Origin of the sequence: Carnobacterium sp. AT7, assembly GCF_000171855.1 — a bacterium.
In the GTDB taxonomy this organism is placed as follows: Bacteria; Bacillota; Bacilli; order Lactobacillales; family Carnobacteriaceae; genus Carnobacterium_B; species Carnobacterium_B jeotgali.
Genome location: NZ_ABHH01000018.1, coordinates 1 through 25,753, shown reverse-complemented (window position 1 = coordinate 25,753; position 25,753 = coordinate 1). Strand labels below are relative to the sequence as shown.

26 protein-coding genes and 1 pseudogene are annotated in these 25,753 nt (G+C 35.0%); 21 read left to right on the top strand and 6 right to left on the bottom strand.

Features of this window, described 5'->3' with window-relative positions:
- Nucleotides 1-180 precede the first annotated feature (180 nt).
- Nucleotides 181-2,154: pseudogene (locus tag CAT7_RS07905) on the top strand (KUP/HAK/KT family potassium transporter).
- 172 nt (nt 2,155-2,326) lie between these two features.
- Nucleotides 2,327-3,676, top strand: coding sequence for a DEAD/DEAH box helicase (locus tag CAT7_RS07900; RefSeq protein ID WP_007724175.1), 1,350 nt, complete (start codon nt 2,327-2,329; stop codon nt 3,674-3,676).
- Nucleotides 3,677-3,825: 149 nt separating this feature from the next.
- Here the strand turns inward: CAT7_RS07900 and CAT7_RS07895 are convergent, their stop codons facing one another.
- Nucleotides 3,826-4,656 carry a DUF1189 domain-containing protein gene (locus tag CAT7_RS07895; RefSeq protein WP_007724174.1) on the bottom strand — a complete coding sequence of 277 codons (831 nt, stop codon included), beginning with the start codon at nt 4,654-4,656 and terminating at the stop codon, nt 3,826-3,828.
- Between the two features lie 176 nt (nt 4,657-4,832).
- Between CAT7_RS07895 and CAT7_RS07890 the strand changes: the two genes are divergently transcribed.
- Together CAT7_RS07890 and CAT7_RS07885 are read left to right on the top strand one after the other, a co-directional pair.
- Complete coding sequence (locus CAT7_RS07890; protein WP_007724173.1) at nt 4,833-5,441, top strand: superoxide dismutase; 609 nt, start codon at nt 4,833-4,835, stop codon at nt 5,439-5,441.
- A gap of 131 nt (nt 5,442-5,572) precedes the next feature.
- The gene (locus CAT7_RS07885) at nt 5,573-6,103 is read left to right on the top strand and encodes a hypothetical protein (RefSeq protein WP_007724172.1); all 531 of its coding nucleotides are present in this window, start codon (nt 5,573-5,575) and stop codon (nt 6,101-6,103) included.
- A gap of 76 nt (nt 6,104-6,179) precedes the next feature.
- Here the strand turns inward: CAT7_RS07885 and CAT7_RS07880 are convergent, their stop codons facing one another.
- A complete protein-coding gene (locus CAT7_RS07880) occupies nt 6,180-6,818 on the bottom strand; it encodes a pentapeptide repeat-containing protein (protein ID WP_007724170.1) in 639 nt (212 codons plus the stop codon).
- Nucleotides 6,815-9,589: a YfhO family protein gene (locus CAT7_RS07875; protein WP_007724169.1), complete on the bottom strand. Its 2,775-nt coding sequence runs from the start codon at nt 9,587-9,589 to the stop codon at nt 6,815-6,817. The genes CAT7_RS07880 and CAT7_RS07875 overlap by 4 nt, the downstream gene beginning before the upstream one ends.
- A 154-nt stretch (nt 9,590-9,743) precedes the next feature.
- Between CAT7_RS07875 and CAT7_RS07870 the strand changes: the two genes are divergently transcribed.
- From CAT7_RS07870 to CAT7_RS07825, 10 genes are all read left to right on the top strand, one after another.
- Entirely contained in the window at nt 9,744-11,849 is a 2,106-nt protein-coding gene (locus CAT7_RS07870; protein WP_007724168.1) for a peptidoglycan D,D-transpeptidase FtsI family protein, read from the top strand.
- A 203-nt stretch (nt 11,850-12,052) separates the two neighbouring features.
- Entirely contained in the window at nt 12,053-12,403 is a 351-nt protein-coding gene (locus CAT7_RS07865) for a hypothetical protein (RefSeq protein WP_007724167.1), read from the top strand.
- A gap of 24 nt (nt 12,404-12,427) precedes the next feature.
- The gene (locus tag CAT7_RS07860) at nt 12,428-12,940 is read left to right on the top strand and encodes a hypothetical protein (protein WP_007724165.1); all 513 of its coding nucleotides are present in this window, start codon (nt 12,428-12,430) and stop codon (nt 12,938-12,940) included.
- A gap of 157 nt (nt 12,941-13,097) precedes the next feature.
- Nucleotides 13,098-13,247, top strand: a complete 150-nt coding sequence (gene rpmG / locus CAT7_RS07855; RefSeq protein WP_007724164.1) for a 50S ribosomal protein L33 — start codon at nt 13,098-13,100, stop codon at nt 13,245-13,247.
- A 166-nt stretch (nt 13,248-13,413) separates the two neighbouring features.
- Nucleotides 13,414-13,716 (top strand): hypothetical protein, encoded by a 303-nt coding sequence (locus CAT7_RS07850; protein ID WP_007724162.1) that lies wholly within the window; start codon nt 13,414-13,416, stop codon nt 13,714-13,716.
- Between the two features lie 207 nt (nt 13,717-13,923).
- Nucleotides 13,924-14,613, top strand: a complete 690-nt coding sequence (locus CAT7_RS07845) for a rhomboid family intramembrane serine protease (RefSeq protein ID WP_050771812.1) — start codon at nt 13,924-13,926, stop codon at nt 14,611-14,613.
- Between the two features lie 11 nt (nt 14,614-14,624).
- The gene (locus tag CAT7_RS07840) at nt 14,625-14,831 is read left to right on the top strand and encodes a YqgQ family protein (protein WP_007724157.1); all 207 of its coding nucleotides are present in this window, start codon (nt 14,625-14,627) and stop codon (nt 14,829-14,831) included.
- Nucleotides 14,832-14,856: 25 nt separating this feature from the next.
- Nucleotides 14,857-15,831: an ROK family glucokinase gene (locus tag CAT7_RS07835; protein WP_007724155.1), complete on the top strand. Its 975-nt coding sequence runs from the start codon at nt 14,857-14,859 to the stop codon at nt 15,829-15,831.
- A 460-nt stretch (nt 15,832-16,291) separates the two neighbouring features.
- On the top strand, nt 16,292-17,398 hold the full coding sequence (locus tag CAT7_RS07830) for a hypothetical protein (RefSeq protein WP_029276410.1): 1,107 nt from the start codon (nt 16,292-16,294) through the stop codon (nt 17,396-17,398).
- A gap of 157 nt (nt 17,399-17,555) precedes the next feature.
- Nucleotides 17,556-17,906, top strand: a complete 351-nt coding sequence (locus CAT7_RS07825; protein ID WP_407390367.1) for a rhodanese-like domain-containing protein — start codon at nt 17,556-17,558, stop codon at nt 17,904-17,906.
- 61 nt (nt 17,907-17,967) lie between these two features.
- Here CAT7_RS07825 and CAT7_RS12030 read toward each other — a convergent pair whose 3' ends face one another.
- From CAT7_RS12030 to CAT7_RS07815, 3 genes are all read right to left on the bottom strand, one after another.
- On the bottom strand, nt 17,968-18,417 hold the full coding sequence (locus CAT7_RS12030) for a hypothetical protein (RefSeq protein ID WP_007724143.1): 450 nt from the start codon (nt 18,415-18,417) through the stop codon (nt 17,968-17,970).
- Between the two features lie 45 nt (nt 18,418-18,462).
- Nucleotides 18,463-18,795 (bottom strand): Y-family DNA polymerase, encoded by a 333-nt coding sequence (locus CAT7_RS12025; RefSeq protein WP_007724142.1) that lies wholly within the window; start codon nt 18,793-18,795, stop codon nt 18,463-18,465.
- A 135-nt stretch (nt 18,796-18,930) separates the two neighbouring features.
- On the bottom strand, nt 18,931-19,161 hold the full coding sequence (locus CAT7_RS07815) for a helix-turn-helix domain-containing protein (RefSeq protein ID WP_007724141.1): 231 nt from the start codon (nt 19,159-19,161) through the stop codon (nt 18,931-18,933).
- Nucleotides 19,162-19,310: 149 nt separating this feature from the next.
- On the opposite strand from CAT7_RS07815, the gene CAT7_RS07810 reads away from it, so the two are divergent.
- The 7 genes from CAT7_RS07810 to CAT7_RS07780 all read left to right on the top strand — a co-directional run.
- Entirely contained in the window at nt 19,311-20,057 is a 747-nt protein-coding gene (locus tag CAT7_RS07810; RefSeq protein ID WP_007724140.1) for a glycerophosphodiester phosphodiesterase, read from the top strand.
- A 1-nt stretch (nt 20,058) separates the two neighbouring features.
- Entirely contained in the window at nt 20,059-20,997 is a 939-nt protein-coding gene (gene miaA / locus CAT7_RS07805; protein WP_007724139.1) for a tRNA (adenosine(37)-N6)-dimethylallyltransferase MiaA, read from the top strand.
- A gap of 44 nt (nt 20,998-21,041) precedes the next feature.
- Entirely contained in the window at nt 21,042-22,304 is a 1,263-nt protein-coding gene (gene hflX / locus CAT7_RS07800; protein ID WP_007724138.1) for a GTPase HflX, read from the top strand.
- Nucleotides 22,301-23,554, top strand: coding sequence for a methionine gamma-lyase family protein (locus CAT7_RS07795; protein ID WP_007724137.1), 1,254 nt, complete (start codon nt 22,301-22,303; stop codon nt 23,552-23,554). Before hflX ends, CAT7_RS07795 begins: the two co-directional genes overlap by 4 nt.
- Before the next feature lie 79 nt (nt 23,555-23,633).
- A complete protein-coding gene (locus CAT7_RS07790) occupies nt 23,634-23,999 on the top strand; it encodes a MerR family transcriptional regulator (RefSeq protein WP_029276418.1) in 366 nt (121 codons plus the stop codon).
- 64 nt (nt 24,000-24,063) lie between these two features.
- A complete protein-coding gene (gene glnA / locus CAT7_RS07785) occupies nt 24,064-25,398 on the top strand; it encodes a type I glutamate--ammonia ligase (RefSeq protein ID WP_007724135.1) in 1,335 nt (444 codons plus the stop codon).
- A 232-nt stretch (nt 25,399-25,630) separates the two neighbouring features.
- On the top strand, nt 25,631-25,753 hold a 123-nt coding region (locus CAT7_RS07780; RefSeq protein ID WP_007724134.1), incomplete at its 3' end, for a MerR family DNA-binding transcriptional regulator.

The following is a 25,753-nucleotide window of genomic DNA, read 5'->3' as shown; positions in this document are numbered from 1 at the left end:
TGTTTAAATCAACTAATAAGTGTTAATGCAACACTGGTTTAAACTTAAAAAGCAAGACCTATGTATAATGGATAAAATTATGCATAAGTCTTGCTTTTTTTCCGTTTTATGAGGGATATACAAGATATACGAGAGGAGCTTTCAATTGGAAAATAAGTTGACGCAAAAGCAAAAAAGAGCATTTCAGTTGCTGGATTATTGGTAACATTAGGCGTTGTTTATGGAGATATTGGTACTTCTCCATTATATGTCATGAAAGCTTTGATAGAAGGAAATGGGGGGTTAGCTTCTGTTACAACTGAATTTATTTATGGAGCCCTTTCTTTAGTGATTTGGACATTGACATTATTGACATCTATTAAGTATGTATTGATTGCTTTGAGAGCAGACAATCACGGAGAAGGTGGTATTTTTTCTCTCTATGCCTTAATTAGAAAAAAAGCAAAATGGCTCATTGTCCCAGCAATCATAGGAGGAGCCGCTCTATTAGCGGATGGAATACTAACTCCAGCGGTTACAGTTACGACTGCTGTTGAAGGATTAAGGACACTACCTTCGTATGTTTCCATCTTCGGAACTGGACAAGGAACGGTTATTCTCATCACTCTTGTAATCATTACTCTGTTGTTCTTAATTCAAAGATTTGGAACAGAAGTAATTGGGAAGTTTTTTGGACCATTGATGTTCCTTTGGTTCTTAATGATTGGCTGGATTGGATTAGTAAATATATGGGGAAATACCGCTATTTTCCATTCTCTTTCACCAATATATGGGATTCAATTTTTATTTAGTGAAAACAATAAGGCCGGCTTTTTAATATTGGGAAGTGTTTTCCTAGCAACTACCGGGGCAGAAGCGTTGTATTCCGATTTGGGGCATGTTGGTCGTAGAAATATTTATTTAACATGGCCATACGTGAAAATCTGTTTATTGCTGAGTTACTTAGGACAAGGTGCATGGCTTTTAAAAGTGAAAGATAATGCACAACTACAAGCTATCAAAGGCTTTAATCCTTTTTTTGAAATAATGCCGGATCATTTTCGTATTATTGGGGTGGTCGCAGCTACTTTAGCCGCTATCATCGCTTCGTAAGCTTTAATATCTGGTTCATACACACTAGTATCTGAAGCCATAAAATTAAAGTTGTTGCCACGTTTGAAAATTATTTATCCATCAAGTTCTAAAGGTCAATTGTATATTCCAATTGTCAATAACATCTTATGGGTATCTTGTTTAGGCGTTGTGCTGTATTTTAAAAATTCTGAACACATGGAATCAGCCTATGGACTAGCTATTACCATTACGATGTTAATGACTTCGATTCTTTTATTTAACTATTTACTCATTAAAAAAGTTCCAATGGTGTTAGCTGGCACGATGATTATTTTCTTTGGTTTACTTGAAATAACATTTTTCATTTCAAGCGTCTCAAAATTTTTACATGGTGGATTCGTAACCATCATCATTGCAGCAACGATAATGATTATTATGGTCGTATGGCATAAAGCCAATAAAATTGAACAAGATTTTGTAAAAGAAGTGAGTCTTGAAGACTATAAAGAGCGTTTAAAAGAAATTAAAGCTGAAAAATCGATTCCACAATATGCTACTAACTTAGTCTATTTGACTAGTAAAGAAACGCCGGGTATGGTCGATAATGAAATTATGTACTCAATATTTGATAAGCAGCCCAAACGTGCAGATGTATACTGGTTTGTCAATATTCTGGTAACTGACGAACCTAGGACAATGGAGTATACTGTAGAAAATTTTGGAACGAACGATATTTTTAAAATTCAATTGCGTCTTGGTTTTAGAGTCCATCAACAAGTAAGCACCTATTTAAGACAAGTTGTTATCGATCTAATGAAAGAAGGAACCATCGAAAAACAACCTCAAAAATGGTCTACAAACAAGTTTAATCAAAATATCGGTGATTTTTGCTTTGTTTTAGTACGTGAAGAGTTATCGATTGATTCTGAACTTTCTAACATGAGTCTTTTTATGATGTCTATGAAATTAGCAATCAAAAAAGTATCTGTTTCGCCAATAAAATGGTTTGGTCTTGAATACACAGATGTAAAAATTGAACATGTTCCTTTATTATTAGGAAATCGCAAAAAGACAAACTTGAAGCGAGTGCCATTAAAATGAGTATGAAATAAACTAAATAAGAGCACCAGAAGATTTTTTTCTTCGGTGCTCTATATTCGTTGTCCTATTTTAAAGGGTTTTAAAGATGGAATATATTTAAGTAACGAATCGCTCTGTTTTGTGTTATAATACAAAAGATGCAAAAGAGTATCAAGAGAAATGAGGCGATAAAATGGAACAGACATTTGAAAAGTTTGGGTTACAACCTTTTTTAATTGACGCAATAACAGAAATTGGTTTTACACAACCAACTGAAGTTCAACAAAAACTTATACCAGCTATCCAAAATGGGAAAAGTGTTATTGGTCAATCACAAACGGGTTCAGGAAAAACTCATACATTTTTACTTCCATTAGTAAATAAAATTGATCCATCACGCAAAGAAGTGCAAGTGGTGATCACTACTCCAAGTAGAGAATTAGCAGAACAAATTTATCAAGCAGCACTTCAACTAGTCGAAAAAGCTCCTACAAAGATTATTGTACAAAATTTCGTAGGTGGAACAGATAAAAAACGACAAATGACTAAATTGTCAGGCACTCAACCACATATTGTTATTGGAACGCCTGGAAGAATTTTAGATTTAGTCACTGAAAAATCTTTATTGATTCATACATCTCCTGTATTGGTTATTGATGAAGCCGATATGACTTTAGACATGGGATTTTTAACGGATGTTGATCAAATTGCAAGCAAGTTGCCAGAAAAGTTACAAATGTTGGTGTTCTCAGCTACTATACCGATCAAGTTACAACCGTTCTTGAAAAAGTATATGTCTAATCCATTATTTGAACAAATTCAACCTAAAGCAATTATTTCTCCAACGATTGATAACTGGCTTATTTCTACAAAAGGGAAAGACAGAATTGATGTTATTTATGAACTATTAACAATTGGTCAACCTTATTTAGTTATGATCTTTGCGAATACTAAATCTAAAGTTGATGAATTAGCTGATGGTCTTAAATCTAGAGGACTTAAAGTAGCTAAAATTCATGGGGATATTCCTCCACGTGAAAGAAAACGTGTGATGAAACAAGTACAAAATCTTGAATATCAATTTGTCGTAGCAACTGATTTAGCTGCACGCGGGATTGACATTGAAGGTGTGTCACATGTTATTAATGCTGAAATTCCAAGAGATCTTAGTTTCTTTATTCACCGTGTTGGTAGAACAGGAAGAAACAATCTTAAAGGAACGGCTATCACCCTATATGCGCCAAGCGATGAAAATCTAATTATCGACATTGAAAAGTTAGGCATTACTTTTGAGCCTAAAACAATTCAAAAAGGTGAAATAGTAGAGACGTATGACCGCAAACGCCGTAAAACTCGTGAAAACACGTCTACTGATACCGTTGATCCTAGACTGAAAAGTATGATCAGTCAAACAAAGAAAAAAGTAAAACCTGGCTACAAGAAAAAAATGTCACGTGCAATCAAAGAAAGCAGTGACAAAAAACGTCGTGTTGAACGTCGTAGTCAAGCTAACGCAATCAAAAAAGCAAATAAGAAAAAATAAGAAAAAAGAGTGGAGAAATTAAATTTCTCCACTCTTTTTTTGTTTATTGAGGCATGAAAGATCTTAAGAAGGTATCAAAGTTCTTACAAGCAAATCCGTTTATTCCATAAGATTTTTTTGAAGCAGGCACACTAGTTGATCAAGCGTCTTTATTTTTTCCCTTTTGGAATGGCTCGAATGGCTAGATAATAAATGAATAAAGTTACCATTGTTTTAATCTCTATTTGGAAAGCGGGAACCAAACCAACACTATTTAGAAACGCGATAAAGAGTGTTGGCAATGTGGAAGCCACTAAAACAATCTTAAAGTTCTCACCAATTTTCAACTGCTTTCCTGTAATAATAGAGAGGACATTTGCAAATAAAGTCGATAATAAAGTATAGATAAACGTAAGTAATAGACTAATTAAAAAAACCATGATAAAGGTTAGGATTTGTAGAGTGCCGCCAAATGATTGAACACTCAGTATAAGGTCGATGAACGAATCACTTGTTAAACCGTTTAGTTGAGTATATGGGAAATGAATAGGATAACTAGGAATACTAAAATAAAGGCCATTTTCTAAAAATGCGATGCCTACTTGGTTTCCAATCAGATCTTGTTCCACATCTTCAATCGTTCTTTCGCCATTTGGGTCAAAGGTAAAAATAATTGAATCTGTTTGATAAATATAACTTTTTACCGGTTCGTTTGTAACAAGCTGGTCATTTTCTATTTTAAATGATGGAATACTTTCAGAAATAATTTGTCCATCGTGACCGAAATCATCGATTGTGTTGCTACTTTGTATCCACAGCGGGATAGTCGCGATAAAAGCAATAAATAGAAAATAGAGAACTGTTTTGCCTTTTTTCAAATGAATCGCTTGAACGAGTTTTTCTGGATGAAGCAGCGAGTCTTTAACTAAATTTATTAATTGGATAGTGATCTCTCCTGACTTTATAAAGCAAAAATATTTTTTAAAATGAACGATAAGCATAAGTTGCTTTGTTTTATTGTAGCGGTTAAATTTAATAAACTCAATAGGCTAAAATAAACTTAAAAAACAAATGTGTTATTTTTCAACCCTAAAGATAACCGAATGCTTTGTATTTTTTAGTGAAAGGTGTTACATTTATTATGTGAAACCTAAAAAATTAACTGGAGGAATTAACTATGACATACGAATTACCAAAATTACCTTATGCATATGATGCATTAGAACCACATATCGATCAAGCAACTATGGAGTTTCATCACGATAAACATCACGCAACATATGTTGAAAAAACAAATGCTGCTCTTGAAAAATATCCAGAGTTAGCTGAAAAAACAATTGAAGAATTAGTAACTGATTTAAATTCAGTTCCTGAAGAAATTCGTACAGCTATTCGTAACAACGGTGGCGGACATGCTAACCATAGCTTCTTCTGGGAAATTCTTTCACCAAATGGTGGTGGAGAACCAACTGGAGCTTTAAAAGAAGATATTGATGCAACTTTTGGTAGCTTTGATAAAGTAAAAGAAGCAATTGAAACTGCTGGAGCCGGCCAATTTGGTTCAGGTTGGGCTTGGTTAGTTCTTAACAACGGTAAATTAGAAGTAACGGCAACAGCAAACCAAGATTCTCCATTAACTGATGGAAAAACACCTCTTTTTGGAGTAGATGTTTGGGAACATGCTTATTACTTGAACTACCAAAACAAACGTCCTGCTTACTTGAAAGCAGTATGGAATGTTGTTAATTGGGAAGAAGTAGCAAAACGTTACGAAGCAGCTAAATAAATTATAATCAAAAAAGCAATCCTTTTAGGATTGTTTTTTTTGTATCCAATAGTAGGTTATTGTTAATTTTGTAAACGCTTTCTTTTTGTGGTAAAATTAATGTGTAGGTTAATCAGTTAGGAGTGGGTAGAATGGATAAACAATTTGAAGGTGTCTATCAGTCTATGGATTCATTGCTAGAAAAAGTAACGTATTTGCTAGAAAGTGGTCATACCGCTAACCAACTAACACTAGTAACCAATAAAGACAAAGAAGACTTTAGTTATGATTACGAAATGGCAATTCCGCGTTATGAAAATGACCCAATCCTTTTAGAAAAAATAACTAGGCTGATTCAAAAGGCTGAATCTGATGATATTTTTTCTTTAGAAAAATACGGTTTAACAAAAGAAACTGAAAAAGAGCAGTATAATCAAGCTATGTTTGACTTAACCTATGTTTTACTTTTAGGTGAATCGTCAGATAATGATTATTGGTACCCAAAGAAAAGGTTAGGTAGACCCGTTACAGTTTTGGAAGAAAATAAAGAATTTAATCATCAATCAGATTTTATTAACTCCGGATCAGCTAATAGTGATATCAGCAGCCCTAGGTTTAATGGAAGTTACAACAATCAAGCTTGGATGGAACCTAATTCGGATAGGCAGACAACTAGACGATAAAAAGAACGCATAGAGCAGTTGATGCTCTATGCGTTCTTTTTATGTGGGAAAGTGGTTATGAAGGACTGAATCGACTTTAGACAATAACAATGCCCAGCATCGTCGCAATACTTAGGGCCTGATCCGCGTTTAATTTGCAGCCTTTTACTAAATCAGTGGATACTGCTAAACTTTCAAATTCAGAGTCACTTAGATTTAGGCCATTGAGATTCGTTTGCAGGATAGACATGCGATTCAATTGACATGTCACAAAATCTAACTTTTTCCATTTAACTTCGAAAAACTCACTTTCAAGAAGGGAACAATTTTGGAAACGGACTTGTTTGATAGAAGCATAATTGAAAGAACTGTAATTCAAAATACAGTCATCAAAATGAACGTCAACAATTGAAGCTTCTGCGAAATTGGTACCTAACATTTTCGTATCTTTAAAAGAAGATCGGTGAAAAGTTGAGCCAATCCATTCACTATTGCTGATGTTGCAACCTTCAAAGGTCACATCTAGACATTCAAAACGAGTAAATTGACATTGTTCGAAGGTAACATTAACAAAAGAAACGTGTTGAAAGCAAATGTTTTCTAACTGCCTATTGGAAAGGGTACAATCTTTAAATTGACAATTTGTATAAAATGATTCGTGGTCAATATCATCAAAGTTAGCTGTACTTAATTGGTTGGGTATTCTCGGTTGAGCAATTTTTATTAACGAATTCATAAATATCCACCTTTAATGGTTTTTTTTAGAAAATAAGTTGTTACGAAAAGGAGCAATGCCGATATAATGCTCAGAACTACCCCTTCAAAAAAGAGCGGTGCTTTATAGTCTAATTCAATAACATGTTTTCCTTCAGTGATTGGAACGACTAATAAACTTTCTAACGCTTGTTTTGTTTGGACAGGAACGCCATCAATCTTGACTGCCCATCCTTCACTATAAGGAATGCTTGTCATTAAGACTTCTTGTCCTTTTTGGATGTCTACAGTTCCTTTAAACGAGGTATTATCGTATGTTTCAATCATCATACCACCAGCTTTCAAAGAATGAATAGCTTGATTAAATGCGGTTGAATCTAGACGATACAACTGGAAATCATTTAAACGGATGGTTGATTCTTTTAAATTAATTTTAAATGTGATGGTATTACCTTTATTCTGACTGGCAATATTTAAAACCAATTGGTCCCGATACGTTTCATACTGAGTAAAGGGCTCTCCATTTAAAAATAATTCAACATCTTCATCTTTAATATTTGGACTAAGTGTTAAATAAAATGAATCGTTTGTTTCCGGTGTAAATTGAAAACTTACGGAAGCATCGTTATTTAGAACTTGTTTTTGATAGGTTAATTCATTAAACGTATCAGATGTAGTCACATTTTGGTATACGGTACTATCAAAATCAGTTGGAATAAAGAATTCTTCTACTCGTTGGTCACCAGTTAAAGCACGCAAGATATTCTCTTGCAATTGGATAGGTTTATCTTCTAGTAAAGAAACAGCTAAGATAGCATCTGAGCTGCCAAAAGCTAGAGGTAGAGCATTTGGATTTTCATAAATAAACGTTTTATCGGTTTCGGCAATTTCTGTATAAGAACGTAAATCAGGTTTTGTCTGCATGGCGTTCAATTCAAAGGTAGCTTTTTTTTCAGCGGAAACAGGTGGAGTCAATAGCGATTCCATCAATGAAGCCGATTGGGTAGTTTGTTTAAGAGCTTTTTTTACTGGTGTATTTTTAGTTTCTGAAAAATTGGCATCATCTGTAAAATAAAGAGGTTCTTTTTCACTCATGTAGTATTGAATATCAAATAAAGCATCCGTTAACAACGTTCCGTTAGAATAGGTAAGAAAACCATCCCCAACCGGAAAACCAAGACTACCAAATAAAGCAGGAATCGTCCGTTCAAAAGTAGAACTGAAATGAGTTATACTTGGATAATCTGCTTGAAAGCTATCATTCTTTGTTCGTAAAAAGGTTTTTTCGATTCGGTAAAAGTTATCATCCGCTTCTTGGATAGCATCAATGCTATCATCTAGTCCGGTTTGGTAAACAGTAAAACTATCTTGGTCGACATAACTTAAACGAGATAAATCAATCTGGGCATTTAGCCCCATTTCTACTGTAGTGAGAATGAAAAAAGCAACAGGTAACCAAGCATACTTTTGTGGTTTGATAATGAGAAAAAAGATAACAATACACGTGAATAATACCGTTAAAATAATTTGCTCGATGTAAATAAAGTCAAAGTCACCCTGGTAAACATAAACACTTACCAATGCTGTTACCAACATGCTGATAAACGTGCTGACAGGTCTCATACCCTCATAATGCATGAAACTCCGGAAACCATTTACTAGCATGAAGAAGCAGACTACAAAAGAAAAACGATACGGATACCAAATAGGGTACTGCATAGCGTGCCAGATTTTATTGAAAGCTTCAAGATTCATTGAAACAACAAATAGAATCATGATGGCTAAGGCAGTAAGTCGTTCTCTTTTTGAAAAAGATCGGTTAAAGAAATAACATAAGAATGAGACCAGCGCTAAGCTCCCAATAAATAAGTTAGGGTAACCAGAAGGCATTTGGTCAAAGTTAAAAGCGCCAATAAATAATTTTGATAACATTTCTAAGAAAGGATAGGCTAACGTCCACTCTAGTTCGAATTCTGTATAGCTGGCTTTACTTTCCATAAGAGAATGAAACGTGGGAAGTAGTAAGATTCCTGCTAGTCCTGCACCTAATAAAGAATGCCAAATGAATAAACCGATTGTACTAAGCGTTTTTCTTACTTTTATCCGCCATAGAGTTCCTTTTGGATAAGAAACAGCGATTAAGCGAAAAATAAAATAACAAATCAAAAATAAACAAATCATATACGCCATGTAATAGTTTGAGAATAGCATAATGCCCAGAAAAATAGAGTATACTAACCCAGATTTTTTATCAACTAAGCGCTCAAGACCTAATACAATGAGCGGTAAAAAGATAAGGGCATCTAACCACATAATATTTAATTGGTTGACAATCGTATATCCCATTAAAGCATAACTGATGGAAAATGCGGCTAAAATAAAACCTGTTCCATTGAAAGCTTTTTTTAACAAGTAACCGAAGCTCAGTCCTGCTAAGCTGATTTTTAATAAGGTCAAACAGGTTACTGCTAAAACGATTTGAGTATGTGGAAATAGCAAAAAAAGTAAATTAAAAGGACTAGTCAAGTAATAAGCCCATAATCCCACCATATCTCCGCCAATAGCTTTAGAAAAAGAATAAAAGAAAGTGGTTGGATCTTCAAAAAAAGTTTGTCTATAATACGCATAAAAATCAACATACTGTTGTCCCAAATCAACAGTTAAAAGAGAATCATTCCCAAAAGGGTAAATGCCTTGGAAAATATAAATGAGTGACATCGTAAGGAATGGGATGATAAAAGCTAACAATAAGGGCCATTGTTTTTGAATAAAGGTCTGCATTGTTTTTTGCATAAGGTTCAACTCCATCAACGAACTTGTAATTCTTACAAGTATTAGGATAGCATAGAATGGAACGAAATAATTAAAGTTTTCTTTAATCAGTAGTTAATTCAAATCAAATTTGATACAATGAGACAAGTTAATTTGAACAGGAAGGTGTCGTTTTTTGAAAACAAATAATAAAAATCATAATAAGAAGAAAAAATCACATATTCCATTTCGGCTGAATTTTTTATTCTTTACGGTCTTTCTATTATTCGCTATGTTAATCGTTAGATTAGGCTATCTGCAAATTGTAAAAGGTGAAGAATTTGAAACAGAGGTTCAACGAACAGAAACGACTTTAGCAACAGGAACCGTTCCTAGAGGTGAAATTTACGACAAACTACAGCGTAAACTAGTTGGAAATGATGCACTTCAATCAATCACATACACAAGAGGTACCGGCGTTTCTAGTAAAGATATGGCAAAAATCGCTGTTGATTTAGCGAAATATATCAAGATGCCAAATATTACTGAGTTTGAGCAAGAGAGCGATTTTGATTTATCTAGAAGAGATTTAAAAGATTTTTGGATTGCTTTAAATGAAGACAAAGTAAATGAACGGATCTCGGATAAACAAAAAGAGACATTAGACGGATCAAAAATTTACCAACTACAAGTGGATAAAGTTACTGATGAGGATATCCAGTTCGATGAAGAAGAACAAGAAGCAGCAGCTATTTTTAAACGAATGAATGGTGCTTATTCTCTATCCACCATCAATATCAAAAGTGAAGATGTAACCAATGACGAAATCGCAAAGGTCAGTGAAAATCTTTTAACCTTGCCAGGAGTGGATACTGGGACGGACTGGGTCAGAACGTATCCAGAAGGCGACATGCTTAAGAGTATCCTTGGAAATGTTACCAGCGAGTCTGAAGGATTACCTGAGAATAAAGCAGCTACTTACCTAGCTAGAGGATATGCACGGAATGACCGTGTGGGAAAAAGTGACTTAGAATTACAATATGAACAAGTTTTAAGTGGATCGAAGTCAAAATCAGAAACTGAAACCAATCAAAATGGCGATATTGTTAATACAATCCAAAGTTATGCTGGTGAAAAAGGCGATAATCTAGTTTTAACTATTGATATGGATTTTCAAAAGATTGTGCAAGATATTGCTAAAAATTCCGTAGCTACTGAAAGCGAAGGGCTGAACGACAGTGCTTATGTTATTGCAGCTAATCCTAATAATGGTAAAATTTTAGCAATGACTGGTCAAAAAAGAAATGCGAAAACGGGTGAGATTGAAGATGATACATTAGGTCTTCTCAATAACACTTATCAAATGGGTTCCGTAGTTAAACCAGCGACTGTATTAGCTGGTTATATGGATGGTGCTATCACGCTAGCGGATAATACATTAGCGGATGAACCATTAGAATTTGCGGGTACAAATAAAATTAGTTCAGTATTCAACCGTTCAGGTAGGGTTGTGGTAAATGATATTACCGCTTTAGAACGGTCTTCAAATGTGTACATGTCAAAAATTGCCATGCGTATGGGTGGGGAATACAATTATTATAAAAATATGTCGTTAAACATCAATTATAAAGCTGTTATTAAAAAATTAAGAAGTTATTATGCTCAATTTGGTCTGGGTGTAAAAACGGGAATTGACTTGCCCGGTGAGGGCTCTGGTTTCACAGGTACAGCTGAAGACCCTGGTTTAGCATTGACTTTTGCATTTGGTCAGTACGATACTTATACACCGATTCAAATGCTACAATATGTTTCAACCATTGCAAATGGTGGGAAACGGATTGCTCCTCGTCTTGTTGACGAAATTCGTGCAACAGACACTAAAGGGAATTTAGGTGCTGTTCAAACACAAATGGAATCAGATATATTGAATATCGTTGATGTTGGAGAAACTGAGATGGAACGCGTTCAACAAGGAATGTACCAAGTGGCTAATGGAGCTAATGGTTCAGCTACAAGTTACTTTAGAGGTGCTGACTATACCATTGCCGGTAAAACAGGAACGGCTGAAGCTTTTTATGACGGGGCCAACAAAAGTAGAAAAGGCGAAAGTGTAACCAATCGTACCTTTGTAGGTTATGCTCCTTATGATAATCCTGAGATTGCGGTCTTTGTCATCATTCCTTATTTGCCAAATACAAATACGAACCACGAAAATACGATCATTGCTCGTAAAGTTCTTGATGCTTATTTCCAAGTTGGCGATTACGCTGATCTTTCAAAAGATATTGCTGAAGAAAATTAACCAACAACTGAAGAGTAATAATAAAAAAAGATTTTGCCACAAAGCGGGCAAGATCTTTTTTTATCAGAAACTGCAAATTAATGTGAGGAGTTGTTTCAACTTTTTTAAGCTAGATTAAATTATTAAATTTATTTTACAAAGTACTTTTTTAAACGGAGGTATGTTAAACTGAGTTTTGAGAATAAAAAGAAGAGGTGAATTTAATGGACTTATGGATAATTGTCATTATCTTATTAGTCATTGCAATTGCATTGATTGGCTGGTCGTTTTATAGAAAAGACAATGGCGAGAAAATTAAAGAAGAATTTGAAGAATTATCTTTGCAACTGTTACAAGACATTTATAGTTTGAAAAAACGTGTTTCAGTTTTAGAGGAAGAATTAAATATACAGACAAAGGAAACACCTACCTCAGCTAAGATTCATAATGTTTTAAAGAAACATGTGGTTAGTTTGTATACACAAGGTGTTGCAATCGAAGACATTGTGATGCAAACCCGTTTATCTGAAGCAACTGTAAAAGTTGTTATTGATGAGTATGTGAAAAATAATTAATCCCTGATAAAGGAGAATGACAGAATGAGTAAACCCGCTTTACGTTATTTATCATTAGGATTTCTAGTATCTGCTATTGTTCTTGCAGGCTATCGACTGTTCTTTTATGATGTTCAAACTATAGCCTCTGAAGATACAGTGGTTGAAGAATCAGCATTAACGAAAGAAGAAGTATCGTACAAAGAAAAATATGAAGCTTTACTAGCTGAAACGGAAATCGCTAATTTAGAAAAAGAAACAGCAACAAGTGAGCCAGATGCGGTTAAAGAAGAAGCGACAAGTGAGTCAACGGAAAGTGCTGAAGCTGAATCTTCTGAACCTAGTGAGAAAAAAATTACCGTTACCATCAATGATGGGGATCCGAGTAGTGTTGCTAGCCAACAATTACAAGCACAAGGATTGATTGAAGATGCTTTTGATTTTGATGGCTTTTTAGAAAATAATGATTATGCTGCACTAATTCGCCCAGGTTCGTATGAAGTATCTAGTGAGATGGATTATGAACAGTTGGCTAATGTGTTGATGGGTAATAATTAGACTGAAAGTAAAACGAAACAGGAGCGTAAAGTAAAAAAACTTTACAACCTCTAAAAAAATACTAGCATGTTTATACAAAAAGTGATATGATATTTAAGTCAGAAGACAACGAAATATGTCTTCAAATAAATACTGTTTAATGCTTGGAGGGAAAATCATGCGTGTAAATATCACATTGGAATGTACAGAATGTAAAGAACGTAATTACATCTCAAAGAAAAATAAACGTAACAGTCCGGACCGTGTTGAATTTAAAAAATACTGCCCGCGCGAACGCGTTGTAACTTTACATCGTGAAACAAAATAACATTTTTGTTATTTCAATTCGCAAATAGAATAGTGTTATAGATTAAGCTGGAAGATTTTCTTTCAGCTTTTTTATATGGGAAAAATTAATTCAAAAGTCATAGAATTAGGCTCAATGATTTGTATTTGTTATACTAATAGTACTAAAATAGAAGGTGGTTTTGAAAATGGATAAATGTGAAATAGCGTTAAGCAATGGGAAATCATTGGTAGTAAATAGTTCTACTGAACAATTGCTAAATAAAGCAACAGATGAAGATGGTGAATTGTTAGAAAGTTTTATTTTACTAGAAGATGAATCTGGAGCTTCCTATTATTTAAATCCGAATCAAATTGTAACCGTTTCAGTTTTCGAAACGGATGCAAAAGAAGATACAGACAAATCTGAGGTTGATTCTGAAGGGAAACACACAAAAGGAAACTTAGACGCTGTAAAGAATTTAAGCAAAGATATTGAAAATATGGAATAAAATGTCGAACGTCCATTGATAAGAGTAATACTGCTGAAATTTAGATCAACCATCTAAATTTCAGCAGTATTTCTATGCGAAATTTTAAAGCAGGAACAATAGGCTTTATGCTATAATAACTAGTGAAGATTGTTTGATAAGTAAGAACGCTTAAATAGATAGTTTAGTAAATAGAATGGAGTTGACGGTTTGGAGTATGGAACTCAAATGAAAATAAAACGATTTCTTAGAAAACCAGTCGTAACCTATTTGTTTTTAGCCATTCAGATTCTAGCGTTTGTTTTAATGACTTTAGATGGTGGAAGTACGAATATGGTTACTTTGCTAAAGTATGGAGCTAAATTTAACCCGTATATTGTTTTGGGAGAATGGTGGAGATTGATTACACCAATGTTCTTGCATATTGGATTTATTCATTTATTGATGAATTCGGTAATTCTTTATTATTTAGGTGAACAATTAGAAGGTATGTTTGGCCATTTGCGGTTTGCCGGTATCTACTTACTCAGCGGTATAGCGGGAAATCTTGCAAGTTTTGCTTTTAGTGACGCTCTATCTGCAGGGGCTAGTACGGCTTTATTTGGATTATTCGGATCAACCATTATGCTTGGTCAGACTTTTAAACATAACCCGGCTATTCAACAGATGGCTAAAAGCTTCGGGACATTGATCATTATTAATATTATTTTTGGCGTATTTAGTTCTTCAATCGATATGGCAGGACATCTAGGAGGCTTACTAGGAGGTTTCTTGATTGCAACAGCGATTAGTGTACCTAATCCAGTAAAACAATGGCGCAATAAACGATTGGTTTATGGGGGACTTTTTGCTGTTATGGTTGTCGTATTAGCCTACCTAGGGTACCTTAATACACCTATTTCGTCTTTTAGACTTTAGGGAGTGAAGCAATGACAAATTTGTATGATGTACAACAGTTGCTAAAAAGATTTGGTATTTACGTTTATCTTGGAAAACGGTCTTGGGATATTGAGTTGATGATGGTTGAGTTAAAAAAACTGCATGAAAATGGTTTAATTGAAAGTACTGAATACCTGCCTGCTTTACTCGTGTTAAAACAAGAGCATCGAAAAGAAGAAGAAAAATTAAAAGAGTAATAATGCTGAATTTGGAGGAAATGTCATGTCAAAAAAAATTATTGGAATTGATTTAGGTGGAACAACTATAAAGTTTGCTATTTTAACAAGTGAAGGAGAAATTCAACAAAAATGGAGTGTTGTAACGGATATAACAGATAAAGGATCGCATATCGTTCCCTCTATAGTTGAATCGATCAATGAACAGCTTGAAAGATACCAATTATCACCTAGCGACTTTATTGGTATTGGAATGGGATCTCCTGGTACAGTTGATCGTAAAGAAGGAACTGTTGTGGGAGCCTACAATTTAAATTGGGCAACGATTCAACCGGTCAAACAATTAATTGAAGAAGGTACAGGCATTGCTTTTGCAATTGATAATGATGCAAACGTAGCCGCTCTTGGTGAACGCTGGAGAGGTGCTGCAGAAAATGAAGAAGATGTTGTGTTTGTTACTTTAGGAACTGGTGTTGGCGGTGGAATTATTGCTGGTGGGCGTTTGATTCACGGTGTTGCCGGTGCTGCTGGTGAGTTAGGACATATCACAGTTAATCCAGAAGGATACGATTGTACATGTGGCAAAAAGGGCTGTCTTGAAACGGTTGCAAGTGCTACAGGAGTGGTACGTTTAGCGAGAGATTTTTCAGAAGAATATGCTGGTGATTCAAATTTAAAAACCATCATTGATGACGGTCAATTGATAACAGCTAAAGATGTTTTTGATTTGGCGAAAGAAAATGATGAATTAGCGGTTAAAGTTGTCGATAAAGTTTCTTACTACTTAGGCTTGGCTTGTGGAAGTGTGGCAAATGTTTTAAATCCATCAACGATTGTGATTGGTGGAGGAGTTTCTCATGCAGGAGAATTTTTAATAGATCAAATCAAAACATATTTTGACAAGTTTACCTACCCAACTATTCGTGAAACAACAAAAATTCGATTAGCCCAACTAGGAAACAATGCCGGCGTAATCGGTGCAAGTTCATTAATTAAAGAACACATGAATGGTACCTTATAAAATAAGTAGTTTATTAAAAAAGTTGGTTGTTTAACAACGGGTGTGGGTGCTTCAAAAAACTCTTATGGAATAAATGAATATGCTTGTAAGAGCCCTGAGACTGTCTGAATCCTAGAACATTCAAAACTTTCAAGCCACAATTGGGTCATAAGCAATCCTATTCCTTCAGAATTTGGGTAATCGAATTAAATCGTCTATCAACATTAAAAATGAGATAACCTAAAAAAATAATCCTCTTATGTTATTCCTAAAAGATGATTTCGGCAGTTTACCGAAATCATCTTTTTTTATTTCATTTGGTATTGCAATGGAAATCGTCTTATGGATTCGTTAGCTATAAAACAGACTAATAAAGTGTGAAATGGCGCTGTATATGTTATAGTTTAATGAGAAAGATTTTGCAAAGGAGAATCCCATTATAAAACCGCGTAAACAAATCAAAAAAAATATGGTGATTAGAATGGAAAGTAAAAAGAAAAAAGTGAAAATCCTCAACTTAGTTATTTTACTTTTTTCCGCGACCTTATTTTTAATAAGTTGCACTAAAAAACAACCAACGGAAGTTCCTGAGCCAGAAAAAAAGGCATTATCTTATAAAGAAATTCCGATTGACTATGAAAGTTTTAGAAAAGTAATCGGTTGGATGTCTGATGAAGAAGTTTTGGTGCATACTGGTGAGATAAATAATGATAATTTATCTTTGTTTAACATTTTTACTGGGGAAATCACGCCTATTTATGAAGCAGAATCGATTATTTTAACAGCTATTATTTCAGAAGATAAACAACAAGTATTGATTCAAGTTGTCGGTGAAAACGGCGGAGAATTAAGAATAATTGATAAAAGCGGGTCCGTTATGCAAATGTTGCCATTAGAAACAAAAGGTTTCGTTAATGTGAATTGGAATCCGGCGAATAAAAATCATATTTTTATTTCTTATTATCAATCAGATACAGAAATAGTTGTTGGCAATTGGAATCTTGAAACCAATGAAGTCGTATCTATACCTTCAGCTTCGTTGACTCCTATGTGGTATTCAGCTAATTTGTATTTGTATGTAGACAATAATGATGACTTTTCCCTTGAAACTGGCGACCTTTATATGGGAGATATCCGTACAAATGATTCGCTGAGATTAAAAAGCCAAGTGTCAGATTTTTTTGTACATGAAGATACATTTATAACCTATACTCCTTCTGATTTTGCAGATGATGAATTGTTATTAAATTACCAATACCCTTTCATGGTTGATCAATCGTTTATGGCTATACCTAAAGTAACGATGAATGATCGGTTAGTTTTTCCTTACTTAAGTCAAGCTGCAAGAAACACACCGGTTTATGGTGTTTTTGCAAAAGAAGCGGTGCAGTTAGAACTTAAAACGGGAGATTTTGAATTTGGCAAGTTGAATTTTGATCATAAAACGATTGAACCTATTTTGGACCTACCAGATAATGCGCCTATTTCGATAGCGAAGAATGGCAAATACAGTTTGTATGGTTGGCGCTATGAAAGTATCATAGATATCGAACAACAAACAATTTATTCATTGATCGATATGCCATAGTAAGTATAGTTGTAAGATTGGAAAAAACGGTAGTAATAAAAAAAGCTAGTAAAACAGCTCATTCTTGTGTACAATTATCCCTGTAGAACGAGTTGAAAGGGGTATACAAGAATTGAATACAGGTCAGATTATTAATACAGTTTTATGGATTATCATCATAGTGTGGGCAGGTTATGAAGTCTACAGTTATTTCAAACGCAAAAATGCTTCTATTGAATTAACAGAAGAAGAATTTAAAAAAGAGATGCGTAAAGTTCAGTTAATTGATGTCCGCGAGAAAAAAGATTTTGATGCGGGGCATATATTAGGAGCTAGAAACATTCCTTATTCTACTTTGAAAACACGTAGTGGTGAAATCAGAAAAGATCAACCAGTTTATTTGTATGATCACAACAAAGCGGTAAGTTTACGATCAGCAGTTCGCTTACGTAAAGAAGGCCACACGGATATTCATCATCTTAAAGGCGGCTACCGTGATTGGACTGGAAAAACAAAAGTTTCTAATTAATTAATTAATTAATTAATTGAATAGGCTAAAAATGTTTCTAATAAAAAGACACGTCACTAAATTAAATTGTGATGTGTCTTTTTTTATCCTTGATGCCATCTACTAGCCCACTTCGTTTTATAGCTACTTGGTCAGCCATCTCCCGAATAACAACCTCAATCTCATATTGATCTATGTAATCCCTATCTAATATTTGGCTTTTGCTAAAGGAATTTGATAGAGGAATATAATTTTGAGCAATAATGCTTTGGTCAATCCCGTGAGCATAATAAAATAGTTGCTCTCCAATAATCCTATGAGTCCGTTTTAAGGATTGGGCAGAATTCGTTGATAAGCTGTAGACCGAATCAATTCCTAAACGGTAAATATTCGCTGCGGTTCGTTGTCCGATACCCCACATTTCGTTGATAGGATGGATATTCCAAATGGTTTCTGATACCATTTCATAATGACATTCTGCTATGCCATTGGGTGTTTTTTTAGCAGCGTTATCCAAAGCTAGTTTTTCCATAAGTGGGTTATCGCCGATGCCAATTGTTACAACTAAACGAAGCCGTTACCAAATGGTCGCTTGTATTTTCAATGCAATTTCTTTTGTGGATCCATAAAGAGTGTTTGAAGCTGTTACATCTAAAAAAGATTCATCAATACTGTAAAGGTGCAAATCGTTTTCCGATACAAATTCAAGAAAAATAGCATTGATGATTTCATTGATGCGCAAATATAAGGTCATTCGCGGTTCAACAATTTGAATAAACGAATGACGAGGAATTTCATATCGTCTGGAGCCTGTTTTAATGCCATATTCTTTTTTCACTCTAGTAGAAGCTGCTAAAACTAAGCAACCATCTTGGTTAGGTTCATTTGAATAATCCATCTTAATCATCATCAATCGGTCCCTTTCTTATAGTAGCTAGTTCTATTGCAAGAACGTATGTTCGATAAGTGAAGGGGAACAGTAGGAATGAGAATAACATAAGCATAATGAAACGGACCTGACAGTCTACTTCATTATGCTCATATGTTAATCTTCATCTTTTATATCAATGTCTTCTGGGATAGGTTCGTTTAAATACTCTTGTACTTCTCTTTTGTACTTCTCAATTTCGCGTAAATATAAATTGAATTGCTCTTTATAAATTAAAATAGTTTCTCCATCTGATAAAGTACGAATTTGTTTTTCACGAATCAGACGCATAATATCAGTTGTAGAAATTTCTAAATAAAGGGCTGTTTCTTCGATTGTTAAATACATATGCCTTCCTCCTTAATACAGGTTCTATTGTACGTTACTTTGGAGAAAAAAACGATTGTTTCCTGTTATGGAAAAAAAGCAATCTATAGGGCAAAGAATAGAAATATGCTATAATTATTAAGAACGTAAGCAATGGAGGGACAACGGTCATGAATCAAACAAAAATTATTGCTCACCGAGGAAGTAAAGGAACGCATCCGGAGAATACCATAGAAGCAATCACAGAAGCTGTTCGAGTGGGAAGCGATGGTATTGAGATAGATGTTCATTTAAGTTTAGATCAAGAATTGATCGTTATCCATGATGAAACAATTGATCGTACCACAAATGGAAAAGGCCGTGTTCAAAACTTAACGTTAACCCAATTAAAACAATTCGATGCCGGAAGCTGGTATTCCTCTGAGTACAGCACTTCTCGTATTCCAACATTACAAGAAGTTTTCTATTTGTTAGACGCAGCTGACTATCAAGGATTAGTCAATATCGAGCTAAAAACAGATAAAGTTTTGTATCCAGGAATCGAGGAAAAAGTAGTTGCCTTTGCAGCTGAAAAGAATTGGCCGTTCACTATTGAATATTCCAGTTTTAATTATCAAACTCTGATTGAGCTAAAAAGACTTGATGCTACTTGTAAAATTGCCTTATTATTTAAAAAAACTGGCAAAAATGTTCATTTCTTAACGCCAGACATTCCAGTCAACATGTGGCATCCAAAATTGAGTTGGTTCAGAAGTGTTAGTCTTTTTCGAATACCGGAAATGCCAGTACGAGTCTGGACTGTTAATAAAAGTAATGATCTTCAATTTTGTTTTCGTAAAAATTTAGCGGGTATCATTACGGATTATCCCCAGAAAGCTCTTGAAATAAGAAATAAGTGGCAGGGTGAAGGAGAATAGTGTGAAAAAGAAAAAAATTATTATTATTGTAGGCCCCACTGCTGTTGGGAAAACCAGTTTAAGTTTGTCGTTAGCTAAGGCGGTTGATGGAGAAATTATTAGTGGCGACTCTATGCAAATTTACCGCAATCTCACCATTGGAACAGCTAAAGTGTCCAAAGAGGAGCAAAAAGAAATCCCACATTATTTGATTGATGAAGTAGATGTCACAACGAGTTATGCGGTATCTGATTTCCAAAAGCGCGCGCGCTTTTTAATTGAAGATATATCAGCTAGGGGGAAAGTACCCATCATTGTAGGAGGTACAGGGCTGTATATCGAATCCTTACTGTATGATGTGACTTTTGGTGGCAGCGGTGAAAATGATCTGGCTTTTCGAGAAGCCCAAGAAGTAATTGCTAACGAAAAAGGGAATCTCTATTTATGGGAACAATTAACGAACGTCGATCCTGTCGCTGCTGAAAAAATTCATTTTAACAATCGCAGACGGATTATTCGAGCGCTTGAAGTGTACCACGTAACGGGACAACCTTTTTCCAGTTATCAAAGTGAGCGCAAAGAAAATGAGCTTCTTTATGAAGCTAAAATTATCGGCTTAACGACTGAACGTGAAGAACTTTATCAGCGTATCAATTTACGTGTAGAGCAGATGTTTAAAGTAGGATTGATAGAGGAAGCTGAGTGGTTGTATCAACAACAGTTACCCGATGCACAAGCCTCAAGAGGAATTGGCTACAAAGAATTGTTTCCTTACTTTGAAAAAAAAGTGACGTTGCAAGAAGCTAAAGAAGCCATCCAACAAAACTCAAGAAGATATGCCAAGCGTCAATTGACGTGGTTTAAAAATCGTTTAGAACACGTTGAGTGGTGGGATTTAGTAGCCTTTCCTGAAGACGGAAAAAAAGTAGAAATTGAAGTGGAAAGATTTCTAAAGGAATAAACTTTCCTGTTGTATTTAAAATATTAGAATAGAAGGTGAACGGAATGGAAACAAAAGAAACTGCTGAAACAGCTGAACGCGTTATCCTTGTAGGTGTACAAACAAGAGAAAGCAATCAAGATTTCCAATATTCATTGACAGAGTTGGCACAATTAACCGAAACAGCTCTTGGAGAAGTAGTGGGCGAACTGACTCAAAAAAGAGATCGAGTAGATTCTCGTACTTTTTTAGGTAAAGGAAAAATGGAAGAATTGGTTTCTTTAGTGGATGAACTAGAAGTAGATACGGTTATCTTCAATCAAGGATTGACACCGGGTCAAACGAGAAATATCCAAAAGGTTTTACTAGACGAAGTAAAGGTCATTGATCGGATTCAATTGATTTTAGACATTTTTGCAATGCGAGCTAAAAGCAAAGAAGGTAAATTACAAGTTGAGTTGGCACAATTACAATATTTGTTGCCTCGATTAGCTGGACAAGGTATTAATTTGTCTCGATTAGGCGGAGGAATTGGAACACGTGGACCAGGGGAAACAAAACTAGAAACAGATCGCCGACACATTCGTGACCAAATTACCGATATCAAGCGTGATTTAGCAGAAACGGAAAAACACCGCAGTCGTACTCGGGAGCAACGAAAAGAAAGTGGAACCTTTCAAATTGGTTTGATGGGGTATACGAATGCGGGGAAATCAACGTTGCTAAATAAGTTGACTCAAGCAGATACGTATGAAGAAAATCAATTGTTTGCGACATTAGATCCTTTGACACGTCAATTGATGTTGCCAAGTGGAATGAATGTCACACTTACCGATACGGTTGGGTTTATTCAAGATTTGCCGACACAGTTAATTGAGTCTTTTAAATCAACTTTAGAAGAAACCAAAGGTGTAGATTTGCTGTTGCATGTAGTAGATGCTTCTGCTGAAAATATGGCCGGACATGAACAAACCGTTGTTCAGTTATTAAAAGAACTTGGTATGGAAAAAATACCGATGATTACGGTTTATAATAAAAAGGATTTAGTCGAAGATTCATTTTATCCATCCCTTTTCCCGAATGTATTTATTTCAGCTAATGATCCAGAAGATATCGAGCAATTGCTAACAGCTATAATGCAAAAAATGCAAGAGTTGATGGTCCCTTACCGGATCGAAATAGCCGTTAGTCAAGGAGATAAGTTAGTCCGTTTAAAAAGAGAAACGCTAGTTATTTCAGAAGAATACGATGAAGAAAAAAATGTATACGTCATTAAGGGGTATGCGAAAGCAGCGTCGAAATGGAATGGAGAGAATCAAATATCATGAGTTGGAACGATCACTATGCACCTGAATTAATTGTAAAAATTAAAGAAGTAGAAGAAAAAATCAAACCGGTCCATGACTACATTCATGAAGTAGCTTTATTTAATCAAAATAAAGTTTTGCAAAGTTTTAGAAACAAAAAAGTTACGGAACAGCATTTTAATCCAACGACCGGTTATGGGTACGATGATTTTGGAAGAGATATATTAGAAGAGGTTTATGCTGAAGTTTTCGGAGCTGAAGCAGGTTTAGTTCGACCACAAATCATTTCTGGCACACATGCTATTTCGACCGCTTTGTTTGGTGTTATGCGCCCTGGAGATGACTTGTTGTACATTTCTGGATCTCCTTATGACACCTTACTTGAGATTGTCGGTGTTACAGGAAATGGGATTGGATCCTTCAAGGAATACCAAATGGGCTTTGATCAAGTAGATTTGTTGCCGGATGGACAAATAGATTTTGAAACAGTAAAAGAAAAAATGACGTCAAAAACAAAAATGGTCGCTATTCAACGTTCTAGAGGGTATGCCAGCCGACCTTCGTTCACGATAAAGCAAATTGAAGAAATGATTCGATTTGTCAAAGGAATCGACCCTGAAGTGATTGTTTTTGTTGATAATTGTTATGGAGAATTTGTTGAAGAAAGAGAGCCAATCGAAGTGGGAGCAGATTTGATGGCTGGATCTTTAATCAAGAATCCTGGTGGTGGATTAGCTAAAACTGGCGGATACATTGTGGGTAAAACAGAGCTAATTGAAGCGTGCGGTTACCGTTTAACTACTCCTGGTATAGGAAGAGAAGCGGGTGCTTCTTTATACAGTCTGCAAGAAATGTACCAAGGTTTTTTCATGTCTCCTCATACTGTTGGAGAAGCAGTAAAAGGCGCTGTTTATACAGCTGCACTTTTAGATGCTTGTGGAATTGAAAGTACACCAAAATGGGATGAACCACGAACAGATCTGATTCAAATGATTTCCTTAAACAATAAAGAAAAAATGATTAGATTTGCACAGACAATCCAAAAATATTCTCCTGTAAACGCGCACGTCTCTCCTATTGGAGCTTACATGCCGGGTTATGAAGATGATGTCATTATGGCAGCAGGAACATTTATCCAAGGTTCCAGTATGGAATTAACAGCAGATGGTCCAATTCGTCCGCCTTATACACTTTATGTCCAAGGTGGCTTGACGTATGAACATGTTAAATTAGCCGTCAGCTCAGCTGTAGAAGAATTGTTTTTTCGGTAATAAAGATTATTTCACGTAAAATTTTTGACAATTTAAAAAGACATTGTTACTGTAGTAATAAGCTAGATGGGAGGACCTCATGAACGAGAAAGAGCTTAGGCGTTCCATGTCTGTATTTCCAATTGGGACTGTAATGACGCTGACCGATTTATCCGCGCGTCAAATTCGTTATTACGAAGAACAAGAGTTGATTTGTCCTAAACGCAGCGAAGGAAATAGACGGATGTATTCTTTGAATGATATAGATGTACTTCTTGAGATAAAGGATTACTTGGCAGATGGAATCAACATGGCGGGTATCAAGCGTATCTATGAATTGAAAGAAAAAGAAGTGGAAAATGAAGAAAAGTCCATTTTAACGGATGAAGATGTTCGCCGAATTTTGCAAGATGAATTTCTAGCTTTGCGAGGTATGGATCCAAAAAGGACTTCACGGTTCTTTTAGAGTAGATAAGATTGAAGATCATTGGCTATAAAATATTTAATAAAAGGGAGAAAATACAACTAAAATGAAGAATTTTACAAAAGAAGAAATCGAAATGAGTGTAAAAGAACAAAATGTTCGTTATTTAAGATTAATGTTTACCGATATAGATGGAACAATAAAAAATGTTGAGGTGCCAATCAGTCAATTAGAAAAAGTAATGGAAAATAAAATGATGTTTGACGGCTCATCTATTGATGGATTCGTTAGGATTGAAGAAAGTGACATGATTTTGCGCCCCGATTTATCAACTTGGTTAGTATTCCCTTGGGAAGAAGTAAATGGAAAAGTTGCACGTTTAATTTGTGATATTTATAATCCAGATGGAACCCCTTTTTCTGGAGACCCTAGAACGAATTTGAAACGTGTTCTAACTGAAATGAAAAAAGAAGGCTATACAGAATTCAACTTAGGACCTGAGCCAGAATTTTTCTTGTTTAAATTAGATGAAAATGGAAAACCAACAACTGAATTAAATGATAATGGTGGCTATTTTGATTTTGCGCCCACTGACTTAGGCGAAAACTGTCGTCGTGATATTGTGTTGCAACTTGAAGAATTAGGCTTTGAGATTGAAGCTAGTCATCATGAAACAGCACCAGGACAACATGAAATTGATTGGAAGTATGCCGGTGCAGTAGAAGCATGTGATAACATTCAAACCTTTAAACTGATTGTTAAAACAGTTGCTCGTAAGCATGGGTTGCATGCGACCTTTATGCCTAAACCGTTATACGGAGTTAGCGGCTCTGGTATGCACTTTAATATGTCGTTATTCAACAAAGATGGAAACGTATTGTATGATGAAGAAAATGAGCTTGGTTTGAGTAAGACAGCTTATCATTTCTTAGCTGGTATATTGGATCATGCTTTAGGGTACACAGCGATTTGTAATCCAACGGTAAATTCTTATAAACGATTGATTCCGGGCTATGAAGCGCCTGTTTATATTGCATGGAGTGCACGTAACCGTTCTCCTTTGGTACGCATCCCTAGTTCGAGAGGAATATCTACAAGAATAGAATTACGTAGTGTTGATCCTAGTGCAAATCCTTATTTAGCAGTTGCAGTATTGTTGCAATCTGGATTAGACGGAGTGAAAAAGGAAAGTATCGCTCCTAAACCGATTGATCGTAATATTTACCGCATGTCTTCAGAAGAAAGATACAAAAAAGGAATTAAGGATCTTCCTTCTACGTTGCACAATGCTGTTAAATACTTGCAACAAGATAAAGTTGTACAAGATGCTTTAGGAAACCATATTTATAAAAGTTTTGTAAGTGCCAAACAGATTGAATGGGCAGCTTACCGCGAACAAGTCTCTGAGTGGGAAAAAGAAAAGTATTTAACGTTGTATTAAAAGAGTAAGTAGGAACTAAAAGAACCAGTGGGAAAAATATCCACTGGTTCTTTTTTTTGATTTTTTAAAATTGGTATAGTTCAATTTAGTGTTTATAATCGGAACAGTTAACCAATAGAAACTAGTAATGTTCATTTTGTTATGTTAGATTTCCTTACATTCGATGCATTTTTTTGTTGACAATGGAAAAAAAGACTGATATTCTATAAAAGTAATCGAATGGGGGACTTAAATGAGTGAAAAAGAGCTTAGACGTTCTAGATCGGTATTTCCGATTGGTACAGTTATGAAGTTGACTGATTTATCTGCTCGACAGATTCGCTATTACGAAGAACAAGATTTGATCAATCCAATG